Source organism: Pedobacter deserti (assembly GCF_024436415.1).
In the GTDB taxonomy this organism is placed as follows: Bacteria; Bacteroidota; Bacteroidia; order Sphingobacteriales; family Sphingobacteriaceae; genus Pedobacter; species Pedobacter faecalis.
This window is the reverse complement of the sequence record NZ_JAFMZQ010000001.1, coordinates 2,303,147-2,316,565: the sequence shown is the minus strand read 5'-3', so window position 1 is coordinate 2,316,565 and position 13,419 is coordinate 2,303,147. Positions and strand designations below refer to the sequence as shown.

Annotated in this window: 13 protein-coding genes; 4 read left to right on the top strand and 9 right to left on the bottom strand. The window is 49.5% G+C overall.

Annotation, left to right across the window (positions count from 1 at the left end):
* The 5 genes from J3P40_RS10520 to J3P40_RS10500 form a co-directional block, all read right to left on the bottom strand.
* Positions 1-3,423 carry a TonB-dependent receptor gene (locus tag J3P40_RS10520; RefSeq protein WP_256005286.1) on the bottom strand — a complete coding sequence of 1,141 codons (3,423 nt, stop codon included), beginning with the start codon at positions 3,421-3,423 and terminating at the stop codon, positions 1-3.
* Between the two features lie 271 nt (positions 3,424-3,694).
* Positions 3,695-4,834: a FecR family protein gene (locus tag J3P40_RS10515; protein ID WP_256005283.1), complete on the bottom strand. Its 1,140-nt coding sequence runs from the start codon at positions 4,832-4,834 to the stop codon at positions 3,695-3,697.
* Positions 4,835-4,919: 85 nt separating this feature from the next.
* Positions 4,920-5,420 (bottom strand): RNA polymerase sigma-70 factor, encoded by a 501-nt coding sequence (locus tag J3P40_RS10510; RefSeq protein ID WP_256005280.1) that lies wholly within the window; start codon positions 5,418-5,420, stop codon positions 4,920-4,922.
* Between the two features lie 78 nt (positions 5,421-5,498).
* Positions 5,499-5,807 carry a hypothetical protein gene (locus tag J3P40_RS10505; RefSeq protein ID WP_256005278.1) on the bottom strand — a complete coding sequence of 103 codons (309 nt, stop codon included), beginning with the start codon at positions 5,805-5,807 and terminating at the stop codon, positions 5,499-5,501.
* A gap of 62 nt (positions 5,808-5,869) precedes the next feature.
* Positions 5,870-6,343, bottom strand: a complete 474-nt coding sequence (locus tag J3P40_RS10500; RefSeq protein ID WP_256005276.1) for a GNAT family N-acetyltransferase — start codon at positions 6,341-6,343, stop codon at positions 5,870-5,872.
* A gap of 50 nt (positions 6,344-6,393) precedes the next feature.
* On the opposite strand from J3P40_RS10500, the gene J3P40_RS10495 reads away from it, so the two are divergent.
* On the top strand, positions 6,394-6,945 hold the full coding sequence (locus J3P40_RS10495; RefSeq protein ID WP_256005273.1) for a GrpB family protein: 552 nt from the start codon (positions 6,394-6,396) through the stop codon (positions 6,943-6,945).
* Between the two features lie 63 nt (positions 6,946-7,008).
* A complete protein-coding gene (trxA, locus tag J3P40_RS10490) occupies positions 7,009-7,302 on the top strand; it encodes a thioredoxin (RefSeq protein WP_256005271.1) in 294 nt (97 codons plus the stop codon).
* Position 7,303: 1 nt separating this feature from the next.
* Here trxA and J3P40_RS10485 read toward each other — a convergent pair whose 3' ends face one another.
* Positions 7,304-7,624: a hypothetical protein gene (locus J3P40_RS10485; protein ID WP_256005268.1), complete on the bottom strand. Its 321-nt coding sequence runs from the start codon at positions 7,622-7,624 to the stop codon at positions 7,304-7,306.
* 210 nt (positions 7,625-7,834) lie between these two features.
* Between J3P40_RS10485 and J3P40_RS10480 the strand changes: the two genes are divergently transcribed.
* Entirely contained in the window at positions 7,835-8,068 is a 234-nt protein-coding gene (locus J3P40_RS10480) for a thioredoxin domain-containing protein (RefSeq protein WP_256005266.1), read from the top strand.
* Positions 8,069-8,147: 79 nt separating this feature from the next.
* Here the strand turns inward: J3P40_RS10480 and pdxR are convergent, their stop codons facing one another.
* On the bottom strand, positions 8,148-9,563 hold the full coding sequence (gene pdxR, locus J3P40_RS10475) for a MocR-like pyridoxine biosynthesis transcription factor PdxR (RefSeq protein ID WP_256005264.1): 1,416 nt from the start codon (positions 9,561-9,563) through the stop codon (positions 8,148-8,150).
* Positions 9,564-9,660: 97 nt separating this feature from the next.
* Here pdxR and J3P40_RS10470 point away from each other — a divergent pair, with 97 nt between their 5' ends.
* Complete coding sequence (locus J3P40_RS10470) at positions 9,661-10,377, top strand: type 1 glutamine amidotransferase (RefSeq protein ID WP_256005262.1); 717 nt, start codon at positions 9,661-9,663, stop codon at positions 10,375-10,377.
* On the opposite strand, the gene J3P40_RS10465 is transcribed toward J3P40_RS10470, so the two are convergent.
* Together J3P40_RS10465 and J3P40_RS10460 are read right to left on the bottom strand one after the other, a co-directional pair.
* Positions 10,374-10,940, bottom strand: coding sequence for an RNA polymerase sigma factor (locus J3P40_RS10465; protein WP_256005260.1), 567 nt, complete (start codon positions 10,938-10,940; stop codon positions 10,374-10,376). The two genes, J3P40_RS10470 and J3P40_RS10465, sit on opposite strands and share 4 nt — an antisense overlap.
* 157 nt (positions 10,941-11,097) lie before the next feature.
* Complete coding sequence (locus J3P40_RS10460) at positions 11,098-13,419, bottom strand: glycoside hydrolase family 95 protein (RefSeq protein ID WP_256005258.1); 2,322 nt, start codon at positions 13,417-13,419, stop codon at positions 11,098-11,100.

Here is a 13,419-nt window from a genome sequence, read left to right as displayed (position 1 = left end):
TTAAAAGTCTAATTGTAAGCCAAGGTTAAATACGCGCTGCACCGGGTAGCCAAGCCCGTCGCCTGCCATTTCCACGTCCCAGTATTTAAAGCCGCTTAAGGTGAACAGGTTGGTTGCCGACCCGTACAAACGCAGGTTCTGCACCTGTATACGCTGGGTCATCCGTTTAGGAAAGGTATAGCCCAGCTCTACGCTTTTTAGCCGGAGAAACGCACCGTTGCGCATAAACCATGTGCTGGTTTGGTTGCTGTTGTTGTTATAGGTCGCGGAAAGCCTCGGCCAGATGGCGTACAGGTTTCTGTTTTCTTCCGACCAGTAGCTGTTGGCATACACATCGAGCAGCTGATTCTGTAATTGTTTGCCGGCAAGAAAACCATCGCTCACTTCCTGCGGCGAACGGTAATTTATAAAAGGTGAAGTTGCGTTTACGTCGATCCAGAACGATGACCGCGCAGATCCCTGGAAAAAGGCCGAGAAATCGACGGCCTTGTATCGGCTCGAAAAACCAAACCCGTAAACGATCTCAGGAACCGTTGGGAAGCCTATAGCCACCTGATCCAGGCTGTTGATCACACCGTCACGGTTGACGTCGCGGTATTTGATATCACCTCCCCTGGTCTCGAAATCACCAAAGTTCTGGATGGGTGAACTCTGCACTTCGTAGTCATCCACAAAGAGGCGTTCGGCAATATAGCCCCAGCGCTGTGAAGTGGAGTTGCCTTTGCGGTACAGCCATGGCTCCGGATAAGCCGGCTCTTCAAATGCTTCATAGCGATTTTGCGAGAAAGTAAAGTTTCCGCGAAGCGAAAGGTAGAAGTCCTTTCCGAAGGTATCTGAGTAGTCCAGCTGTATATCTGTCGAACGCGATCTGACCTCTCCTACGTTTGCCCTTTGGGTAGCCTGCAGTCCCATGGTTGCAGGAATAGAGGCCCGGTTCATTAAGATATTGTACCGGTGATCCATAAAGTATTCCGCGATGAGGTTAAACTTGTTCCAAAGGCCAAGTTCCATTCCAAAGGTCGTATTGCGGGAAGTCTCCCAGGTGATCGCAGGGTTTGCATAACGCCGTATACTGTAACCCGCACCACCGTAGCTTCCGGTGGTCCCGAACTGGTAGCCATAGCCCGCCTCGTTCATGTTCACTTCCGATAAGTAAAAAAAGCGGTCGCTCGGACTTCCTATCGCGTCGTTACCAACCAGTCCGAGGTTTGCGCGCAGACGCAGTTTGCTGATCGCTGAGCTCCAGCTTTTAAAGAACTTTTCGTTCGAAATGGCCCAGGCTAGGCCAGCAGAAGGGAAAAAGCCGTAACGGTTCTGGGCCGAGAAGCGCTCGGATCCGTTATAACCGAAGTTAAACTCAAAAAAGTAGCGGCTGTCGTAATTGTATGTTGCCCGTCCGGATATGCCCAGGTTCCTGATGGGAAGCGATTGCTGCAGGGTTGCCGCATTGCTCTGTGTTTCTGAGCGCATCACCAGGATACCCATACCCGACACGTTATGCTTGTCGGCAAATGAGCGGTTATAGTTGAGCGCGCTTTGCAGGTGAAATACCGCGTTTACGGTTTCCTCTCCCCTTACAAAGTCCAGCCAGTCTGTACCGCCCCCGGAAGAGGCCGGGCCGTCATTTAAAGCGAGCAACTGATAGGTGTCGGCCAACTTGTCATAATAATTGAGTCCGTACCAGAATGGGGTATACTGTCGGCCTACCGACGAGAAGGCGCGACGGTTCGTGTTCATCATCGCACTGAGCGACAGTCCTTCGGTCAGCAGGTTCAGGTCCTGGTTTAGTTCTACCTGGGCTACCATGAGCGACCTGTTGTACTGCCTGTAACCCTTTACCATCTCGGCGTAGGGGTTTACGGCATTACCTTCCAGCGTGTTGCCGAATTTGATATGGTTAAGCCGCTTGTCTTCCGGCAGATCGGGATAAAAGGGAAGAAAACGCGTTTGCGGTGCGCGCATCACCATTTTATAAACGTCTTGTCCGCTCGATAACGGACCGGTATAGTCGTCGAAGTTACCGTTCAGCCGGATGCCGACCTTCGTGGTCTTCGACACATTGATGTTGACGTTAGAACGCAGGTTGTACGAACCTAGGTTGACATTCGTATTAAAGTTATTCCGCTTGTCTACCTTCAGTACACCGTTGTCCCTGTTGTATGTTCCGGCAACATAGTAGGTCATTGCCTGACCGCCCCCGCTGAGGTTAAAGTTGTAGCGCTGGTTTAAAGTATAATCTTTAAACAGCGATTCCTGCCAGTCAACCGTCGGATAAGCAACCGGATTGGTCCCTGCCAGGGTGTTATCGATCTGGCTTTGCGAATAGATGGTTTCCCCGAGCGGATCCCTTGTGAGCACCGCCTCGTTACTTAAGCGCATATAGGTGATCGGGTCCGCAAGTTCAATTTGCCTGGTGGGCGCCGAAACTGAATTCTCCACGCGGAAATTGATCCTGGGTTTACCTTCAACACCGGATTTTGTGGTCACCAGGATAACGCCGTTCGCGCCTCTTGCACCGTAAACGGCACTCGCCGTGGCATCTTTTAAAATCGAAAATTCCTTAATGTCGTCGGGCTGCAAACGGGCAAGGTCGGTGGTCGTATACTCCATACCGTCGATGAGTATGAGTGGCGACTGCCTATAACCGAAGGTCGTTGCACCGCGGATAAAGAACTGGGCATTATCCGCCCCCGGCTCCCCGCTCCGCTGATACGCGATCACACCAGCGATCCGCCCCGCCAGGGCAGTGGTCAGGTTGCTCGAAGGCACTTTTAATTCCTTGGGGTTAATCGTGGTTATCGACCCGATAACCGATTCTTTTTTCTGCGTACCGTAACCCACAACCACCACTTCTTCCAGGCCGCTCTGGTCGGTTTTGAGGGTCACATCGATGACGGATTTCGTCGCTACCGGCACTTCCACCGTTTTGAAGCCAACCATGCTGAATTGCAAAACGGCCTCCCGACTGGGCACCTCCAGCACATACTTACCGTTCAGATCGGTGGTGGTACCTATCGATGTCCGGCCCTTAACCACCACGGAAACACCGGGAACCGGCCCTACAGAGTCGGTAACGGTACCAATAATGGTCAGGTCTTGTTTGGTATACCCGCTACGTTTGCCGAAGCTTTCGTCTGCACGCAGCGTAATCGTATCCATACGCCTGCGGAAGATGACACCACGGTTTTTGAAAAGATACGTGAGCACGGTCTCGATATCTTCATTCTGAACCTTCAGGGAAACCGGTGGCATCCCTTCAAACAGGCGTTCGTTATAAAGAAAGCGATACTCGGTCTGCCTCTCCAGTTCCCGGAAAACCTCCCTGATGTTGGCCTCCTTCACCGAAATCGTTACACGCTGGGCTCTTGTAGCAGCATTGGCGCCCATGACCAATACCATCGTAAAAAAAACAACCAATTTCATTATCCTTATTATTAAAGGCCATATTATTGTGTTGGTTGAGGCAAGTCCGCGAAAACCTGTATCCAGGTTTTGGACTTGTATCAAATATTTCATACTTTCGTAAAAAAGGGTTAAAAAATTAAACCATTATCCATTTGGTTCGATTAAAGTTATAGCCCGTTTGCCGGACCGAAGGTGTTGCCTCACTTTCGGTTTCTTTTTTATCAGGCTGGCAGTATAGTTTGTCTGGTCTGTCTTAATTCATATGCGCCTTCTTTTTAAATGTCATGTTCTATTGTTTAATTACGGTGACCTTCCGGCCCTCTATGGTAAAACGTAAGCCGCTTACGTCCGTTAGTGCTTGTAAAACACCCCCTAAAGTAGCTGCACGGGGAACACTTCCGGTATAAACATCATTTTTGAGCGTACCCTCATAGGCAACCGTCACATTATACCAGCGCGCGATCTCCTCCATAATGCTTTCCATCGGGTCGCGGTCAAAACTGAAATAACCTTTCTTCCATGCAATTTCCCTTTCAATATTGGCCGGTTGAATTAAGACGGCCCCTGCACGAAAAACTGCCTGCTGACCAGGCTTGAGCACGTTAATTTCAGCGCCGTCTTCGATCCTTACGGAACCTTCGATCAAGGTAGTCCGGACTTCCGGAGTATAGGCGGATACATTAAACTGCGTACCGAGAACACGTATTTCTTTTCCGCCGACTTCCACATAGAAGGGCTTCTGCGCATCTTTAGCGATATCGAAGTAGGCCTCGCCTTCTAACGATACTCTGCGTTCAGATCCATGGAAGGCGACAGGATACCGGAGTTTTGATGACGAACTCAGCCATACGGTGCTGCCGTCCGACAGGCGTATCTTAAATTTACCCGTATTAGCTACCCTCACCTCATTAAAACCTTCAGATGTTTCGCGGGCTGTACCGTCATACTTTACCTCAGTGTTTTTAGCGTCAAGCGCGACTTCATCACCGTTAGATAATACAAGCGTGGCACTGTTGGGAGCAGCAAGCACATCGTTTGCAAAGCCGTATTGCTTATCTTCCACCAGCAATTCATCGTGGGTATAAATAATGCGCCAAAAGCCTGCAGCGAGCAGGATCAGCAAAATGGCGGCATAGGGCAACCAGCGCTTTAAGGTCAGGTAGTTGAAACCCCCTTTTGTGTTAGGCTGCGTGTCGTGCATGCTTTTTTTCGACAGTACCCTTTGCCATGCCTGATCCATATCGATAGCTTCCTGATAACGAAGCGCGTCATCCAACTCTTCACGCCCCTTATAGCTTTCTAATACCTTTCTCATGACGGGGTTCTTTGAAACCGCATCCAAAAAAGCACGTTCCTCATCTTCGCTGAGTTCCCTTTTCAGATATCTGAGAATCAGTCCCGAAAAATCATATGCTTCGTTCTCTTTCATTGAATCAATGCTACATTCAATACTAAGACACGCAAGCCCTGAAAGTGGGTGGAAACAAAAATGATTTTTTTTAAATAGCCACTGCCTAAGCCCCCGGAACCAACTCTTTCCTGAGCAGGAACAACGCGCGCTGCTTCTGACTTTTTACGGTATTCACGCTGATACTCAGTTCCGTCGCTATTTGCGGATTATTTAATCCCTCAAAATACCCCAGGCGGATCACCAGCCTGCAGCCTTCTGGCAGATTTTTGAGGGCGCCATGAATCTCTCCGGTTACTTCCGCGTGTATCATGGAAGCAAGCGCATGTTCTTCGTCGACCAGCGGCATATCATTGTCCGACTCGAACCGCTCAACGACCTTGTCTTTCCGGAATTTATTTAAGCAGGCGTTTTTTACCGAGCGGTAAAGATAGCTGCGGATCACATCATGCTCAATCCCCAGCGCGCCACGCTTTTCGATGAAAGCAACAAAAACATCCTGAACAACATCCTGAGCCAAATCTTCGTCATCAAGCAGCCGTCTTGCAAAATCACACAAACGCCTGTAATATTTTTCGAATATTTGCTTATCAGAAATTGCTGTCATCGATGTCTGGTCTACGCTTCCCTTTCAGGTCGCTAATGTAGACCAGCAATATTAACATACTGTTAATGCAAAAAAATCTTACTTTTTCGCAACCGCGACTTTCCTTGCAGCTTTCGGAGCAGCTGCCGGAACGTCTTGCCCATCTAAGGCTAAGTTTTGTGGCTCGACCTCAATTGGTGCCGACGCTGATCTCTTCACGGAAGCATTTTTGGCGATCACTTTAGTAAGCTTCCTGACCTCTTTACGGATCGCTTTATCTACTTTCTTTGAAGCAGGCACAAACTTTTCGGCGCTCGCTTTCAGCGCAGAAAACAAGCTGGCCTCAATCTCAATTTTCAGAACTTTCTTGGCATCCTTCGCCAAATGTTTCGATTTTTCCTTACCCATGACGATTATTTAGAACATCCAAATGTAGGTTATCGGAAGATTACTGCAATATTATCATTATGTTAATTGACATCAGCTTCCTTAACATACGGCTGCTTTTCCAACTGCATGCTCAGGATAGGATAAGGTTTACCAGCTGCGTCATGATCTGCTCTCGCGACCTGACGAAAACCGAGATGTTCATAAAAGCCAACGGCCTGCTCATTCTGTTCGTTAACATCTACCTGTGTCGCGTTAAGCGCATCTATTGCATACGATACCAATGCGCGACCGATGCCTCTCTCACGCACGCCAGGATGTATAAAAAGCATTTGTATGTGGTTGCTCTCTACCCCTATGAAACCCGAAACACCCTCTTGATCCGAAACGCCGAACAGAGCCACCTGATCGAAATATTCGTTCAGTATCAATGGCCTATAAAACTGTATATCCGCCTCCGTCAAAAAGTGGTGTGTCGCCCGCACCGATGCTTCCCATAGCTCGATTAATTCTGTATAATCACTTCGGCTGAGTGACCGTATTTCAAACTCCTGCATCCTGCAAATTTAGATAAGCGTTTTAAAATTCGTAATTTGCATGATATCTGATGAAGAACCCTGATCCCATTACCGTCGTACCTTATAACCCGCATTGGCCGGAACAGTTTGTGGCATTAAGCAGTAAAATCCAAAAGTGTTTGTCTGGCATCATTAAAGATATTCATCATGTGGGAAGCACTGCGGTGCCAGGTCTCGAAGCCAAGCCGATCATTGATATAGATATCATCCTCTTCAATCTTGCAGACATCGAACTGGCCATTGCAGCACTGAACGAAAATGGGTACTACTATCTTGGAGAAATGGGGATCAGTGGGCGCCACGCATTTTCTGATACAAATGAGCGCAGCGTTGCACACAACCTCTATATCTGCGACCCACACAGCCCGGCGTTTCTAAACCACATAGCACTCAGAGACCATCTGCGTGGCAGTCAGGAAGCAAGAGAGGCCTACGGGAACCTCAAAAAACAACTAGCCAGCCTCCACCCTTTTGACATCGAACAGTACGTACACGGAAAAACCGCTTTCATCGCAGATGTTTTAATGTCCTCTGGTCTTTCAAGACCCTCAATTGAACAAATACGCAAAGAAAACTCTTGACAAACCCAGCGAATACCTAGAACCCTCGGCTAAACAAAATTCCAATAATCCTGTTATTGCAGTATGGCAACGTTCAAAGAAATCATCAGTTCAGATAAACCCGTATTGGTCGATTTTTCCGCTGAGTGGTGCGGCCCATGTAAAATGATGGCGCCAATCCTACAGCAGCTGAAAGGTATGGTTGGCGAACAAGTCACCATTCTCAAAGTCGATGTCGACAAGAACCCTGCTGTCTCCAGCCAGTACAACATCCAGGGCGTACCCACACTAATCCTCTTCAAAGGCGGCCAGATCAAATGGCGGCAAAGCGGCGTAATTCAAGCCAGCCAACTTAAAAGCGTCATCGACAACATTTAAATCAATCTTCATCACCGCCATGGCATTCCATACAGGAATTGCCATAGGCGTAATACTCGTCGTAGGCCGCGCCCGGTTTCCCAAACAGCGTGATAATCCGGTCAACCCGGATCGAATGCTCATTGTCAAGCGCTACAAACAGGCCCTTTCCCGCCACTTCTTCCAGGCGTAGCACCTTGCCACTGTCTTCACAAATGCCCTCCGACTTACAAAAAAAGAATATCTTCCCCGAAGTACCCTTCGCTATCTCAGCTTCTATAACCTCCCGGTATTCCCAGGCTACGGGCATATAACTCCCGTCTTCCCGACCTTTTAAATTCATATTACCGTTTTTAAACTTACCATAACTGACAACTTACATGCGCCAATTGCAGGGCATAAAACAAACACCCTGGTAGCTGTAAAATTAACATATTGAAACACACAAACAGTCATCCAGTTTAGCGCAAAAAATGAAAAAACTGGATCAGAGGGCAATCGGCGCCGCTCCCTAAGTTTGCAGTGACAATACAGTCAAACAAAAATTAACACCATGAGCAAATCAATCTTTTATCATGCAGGCTGCCCGGTATGTGTCAGCGCAGAGCAGGACATCGTAAACCTGATCGGTGAATCTAACGTCGAAGTGGTCAATATCGGTGAAGACAGAAACCGGATCAGCGAGGCAGAACAAGCCGGTATCCAGTCTGTTCCGGCACTGGTAACACCAAATGGCAACGTACTTCATATCAATTTCGGTGCTTCCCTGGCCGACGTAAAAGGATAATTTACCGCCCCGCCCTTGGCAGGCGGGGCTTCCTTTTTTAGGATAAGGCTTCTATGATAAGCCTTCTATGACGAGACCTTTATGATAACACGCTCGCAATCAACTTAATCCCCTCTTCCAGTTCCTTTTCACTCAACGAAGCATAACCCAAACGCATGCCATTCACAGGTTTGTCAAAGCTGAACCGGTCGGGCGACAAAATTTCCACACCCTTTTGCAGCAAAAGCCTTGAAATCGCGTCCAGGTCCAACTCCCCTTTCGGTACCACCCAGAAAGCAAGTCCCCCATCCGGCTTCCGGAACGTTACCTTATCGCCAAGATATTGTATAATCAGCCCTTCAAAATAATCCCTTTTCTCTTTATAAATCAGTGTTGCCCGGCGCAGATGCCGTTTTATGTGCCCGTCACCAATCAACTGTAAAATGGCCTGTTCCATCATATTATCACCCTGAGCATCGATAATTTTCCGCAGTTCGGCTACCTTTTCAATAAGGCTGGCCGACGAGGCCATGAAGCCGAGGCGCAAGGCAGGCGCCACAATCTTGCTCATCGTGCCGATATAAATGAAGTTTCTGGCATTTTCGAAACTACTCACCGGGTATACCGGGCGCTGACCAAAATGAAACTCATTGTCATAATCGTCCTCTATGATCGTAAAACCGTACTGGTTAGACAAGGCAATGAGCTCCAGTCGCCTCGATAAACTCAGGGTTACCGTAGTCGGAAACTGATGATGCGGCGTCACATAAACCGCCCTAACGCTAGTGTTTTGTTCCAGTATCCGCTTAAATGCCGCCACATCCAGGCCATCCTCATCAACCCCAACCGGAAGCAGTTCCGCCCCTGCACTTGCAAACGCTTTCCAGGCGGGCTTATAGCCGGGGTTCTCCACCACCACCTGGTCGCCGGGTTTCAGCAAACAATGCGCAGCCAGGTACATGGCCATCTGGCTGCCCCGGGTAATGTATACTTCACTGGACAACAGCCGCATACCTCTCTTGTAGTTCAGCATCTGTACAATCGCATCCCGAAAATCCGAATCCCCGGAACGCTCGGCATAGCCCATCATTTGCCACTTCCCTTTCCTGTTAAAGATCTGCCGGTACGCTCGCGCAAGCTCATTGATCGGTGCTATCCGCGTATCCGGCACACCGTCGTCAAACACGATCTCTGGTTTTATTCCCGGCTCCTTCACCGTCGCCACTGCCTGTGCGGGTTTGGCTATATAGACACCGGGCAGGTTGTCGGCAACAAACGTACCCCGCCGTTCTTTGGAAATGAGCCAGCCCTCGGCCAGCAATACATCCAGCGCGTCCACAATCGTATTTCGATTAAGTTTCAGTTGGGCCGCCAGCTGCCTGCTCCCCGGCAATGGCGCTCCAGCCTGCAATTTCCCGCTCTTAATCGCCTCGATAACCGCATCGGCAATCTGAATGTACACCGCACGTTCACAGTCCACATTAATTTTGATCTGAAGATCCCAGGGTCTGAGCATAAACTGGACTACTATACTTAAGGTAAAAAAATAAAAATTGGCCCACCAAATATATACATAAACCTCATTATATTGCGGCAGACACCATCGATATATCATGAATATCCATTACTTGCAGCATGTTCCGTTTGAAGGCCCCGGCCACATTATCGAGTGGGCTCAACATCAGGGCCACCAGGTCAGCTCAACGCTTTTTTACGAGCCCGAACCTAGACTTCCTCACATAGAAAACATCGATTTTCTGGTCGTTATGGGCGGCCCCATGAATGTCGACGACGAACACCTCTACCCCTGGCTTAGTGAGGAAAAGCAGTTCATTCTCCACTGCATCCGCGAAGGCAAAAAAGTACTTGGGATTTGTCTGGGCGCGCAACTGATCGCCGCTTGTCTCGGTGCAAAGGTCATTACCGCACCTCATAAAGAAATCGGCTGGTTCCCGGTCGCCCCAACAGTATCTGCAAAGGAAATCTCCGGGTTTTATGAGCTTTTTCAATCCCGTCCTGTGGTATTTCACTGGCATGGCGACCAGTTTGAAATTCCTGCGGGCTCCAGCAACCTGCTGAACACAGATGCAAACACCAACCAGGCTTTCCTTTTCAACCAAAATGTCCTCGGCCTGCAATTTCACCTCGAAGTAGCACATTCAGACGTCGAGCGCATGGTCCAGGAATGCAGTTCCGACATCGACGAATCCCGTTACGTGCAGCGCATCCCTGAACTTCTTGAGGGCGTTCATCACTGCTCCCACAACCATCAGCTGCTCTTTAGCCTGCTCGACTGGTTCACAGGCATCCGGGTTCAACAGCTAAGTTAAATCATCAAAAAGATGCTGGCCAGCCTGCCAAGTGGTTCGCGCAACTTTTGAAGCGCTTTACTGATGTGCGCGTCTACGGTCTTTTCCGCAATGCCCAGCCGCTCGGCAATTTCCTTGTGACTGAGGTGCTCTCTTCTGCTTAATAAAAACACCTCCCGGCACTTATCAGGCAACTCATCGATCAGTTGGGTAATAAAATTCTTCAGTTCCTTGATCTCCAGTTCGTTCACTTCATATCCCCGATGGTCTACCGAGGCTAAATCTTCAAACAAACTTTCCCGGTACTTACCGTTCCTGATCATGTTGGCGATCTTGTATTTAACTGCGGTGTACAGATATCCTTTCAGGTTTACGGCCGGTTTAATGTGTTCGCGGTTTTCCCAGATCCAGAGAAACACGGCCTGGCAAATGTCAAAGCTATCCTCCTTCCTGCCGCTGGCCCGGTAAGCAGCCTGAAACAGGAATTTCCAGTGACGGTTATAGATTTCCGTGTAAGCGGCCCTGTCGCCATCTTTCAGCAGAGCAACCAATTCCTGGTCTGTATAGGCGTTGCACACAGGCATATCAAATGAGTTTCGTTCCTAATAAAGTTAAGGATAATGAAACAAACTTAATTAATAATTTCCCCAACAACCAAACGATAGTTGAGACGTATCAGGGCTGGGTTCGCACGACGCAAGTACGGCGAGCGACCCTGCCACATTTAATAAAAGGATAGGTTCAGAGGCCTTTGACCTGAGCTTCAATAAGCTTGTCGTTCACTTTCAGCCTCACTTTAGACGTCTTTGGAGCTGTGACTTTATAATGCGTTACCACACCGTCCTTCCAGGTCAGGTCGACCGTAAAATTGCCTCTCGCCTTCAGTCCTTTTACCGAACCGTAGGCTTTCCAGGCATCGGGCAAAGCGGGAAGCAGTTCAATGAAGTCATCATGACTCTGAATAAGCATCTCCGCAATTCCGGCAGTGGCGCCAAAGTTGCCGTCGATTTGAAAAGGCGGCCCGGCCGAGAGCATATTGTTGTACACGCCTCCTCCTGCGCCATAGTTGATGTCCGTACGTGTGGTTGGCTTTAAAATTTCTTTAAGCAATTTAAATGCGCGGTTGCCGTTCCTCAGCCTTGCCCAAAACAGTTGTTTGTAGGCAATGGTCCAGCTCGGTCCGTCATCGCCCCTAACTTCTAATGTCTTTTTCGAAGCCTCCGCCAGTTCAGGCGTGCGCGAAGGGGTAATCAGGGAAGCGGGATACAAGCCCCAGAGGTGGGAAATATGACGATGCTGAGGATCCGTTTCCTTGTAATCTTCCAGCCATTCCTGGATGCGACCGCTCTTGCTGATCACACCCGGCGGCGGCACAGATTTTAGCTTCTCTTCAAGAACGCGACGAAAGTCGGCGTCCAGATTGAGCAGTTTGGATGCGGTAATGACATTGGTAAACAGATCGCGGACAATCTGGTTGTCTATCGTTGGTCCCATCGACACGTTGGCTGTTTTGCCATTGGGCAGATAGAAGGAGTTTTCCGGCGAAACCGAGGGGGAAGTCACCAGCCAGCCGGTTTTCGGGTCGCGCACCAACACACTGTTGTAATATTGCGCCGAGCCCTTAAGGATCGGGTAAATGTCTTTCAGGTAATCCTTATCGAGCGTAAATGCGTAGTGCTCCCACAGATTATTGCAGAGCCAGCCCGAGCCGGCGTTGGCTACGCCCCATGAAGCGCTCTCACCAGGCTCGGTAAAGCCCCATACGTTGGTGATCACATGCGCAATCCAGCCCTCAGCATTATAATAAGCTTTGGCGGTGCGTTCGCCTGGCTCAACCAATCCCTTTACCAGATCGGCAAGCGGCAGGTTAAGTTCTGAAAGGTTGGCGACCTCTACCGGCCAATGGTTCATTTGTACGTTTACATCAAGATGGTAGTCGCCATTCCAGGGCGTATTGATCTCATGCGCCCAAAGGCCTTGCAGGTTTGGGGGCAAAAGGCCTACGCGGGTACTGCTGATGCTGAGGTACCGGCCAAACTGGAAGAATAATGCGGCCAGCGCCGGATCGTCGCCAGTATTGTTATAAAAATGCTTCAGACGGTAGTCGGTGGGCATCCGCGAATTTTTACCTTCGCCCAAATCTATGCTAAGGCGGTTAAACAGGCGGGTATAGCGACTCACATGGTTGGCCGCCTGACGGGAATAAGGTTTCTTCATGGCTGCGGCAAGATCTGCGGCCGTCTGGCCCCGAAAATCCTTGCCGCGGAAGTCGGTACCCGCGGATACAAAGATGATGACCTCTGTAGCGCCCGATATCTCGAGTGCATCGCTGGTTACATGCAGTTTACCGCCCTTAAGCTGGGTTTGTACCCGCGTCAGGTACTGCATGCCTTTGCCATCGGTACCGTTGTCGAGCCGACCATACATCTGAAGTTCGTTTCCTTCTGTTTTTACGGCAAAGCGCTCTGGGCGACTCAAACTGATGCGGCAATTGATGGCTCCCGGTTTGGATGCCGTGAGCCTGATCACATTGACATCATCGTCGAAACTGCTGAAATAGCTGCGCTTAAAAGTTGAACCGCCAAGCTGGTATTGCGTAGTAGCAATGGCTTTGTCGAGCGATAACTCCCTGCGGTAATTAACCGCCCCTTCCGACAAACCGGGATAGGTATAGTCGATATGCAGCGCACCCAAGGTCTGGAACTTGCCCCACTGCGCACCTCCTGAGCCCGGGCCTTTGCAAACGAAATTTTTGTTGACCAGATCCTGGGCCTCATCGTTCCTTCCCTCCATGATCAGCTTTCGGATGGCGGGCAGACTTTTATGCGCATCGTAATTGTTAGCGTCTTGCGGACTGCCCGACCAAAGGGTGATATCGTTGAGCACGATCTTTTCTTTATATACATCGCCATCGGGCGTCATCCCCAGCCGGCCATTGCCCAGCGGCAGGCTCTCTTCCCACATCGCTGCGCTTTTGTCAAACCAAATGCTCAAGGGCTTCTTTTGAGCCTTCACGTTAGCGCATACCACGCCCAACGCAATGATATAAAGCAATTTTTTCAT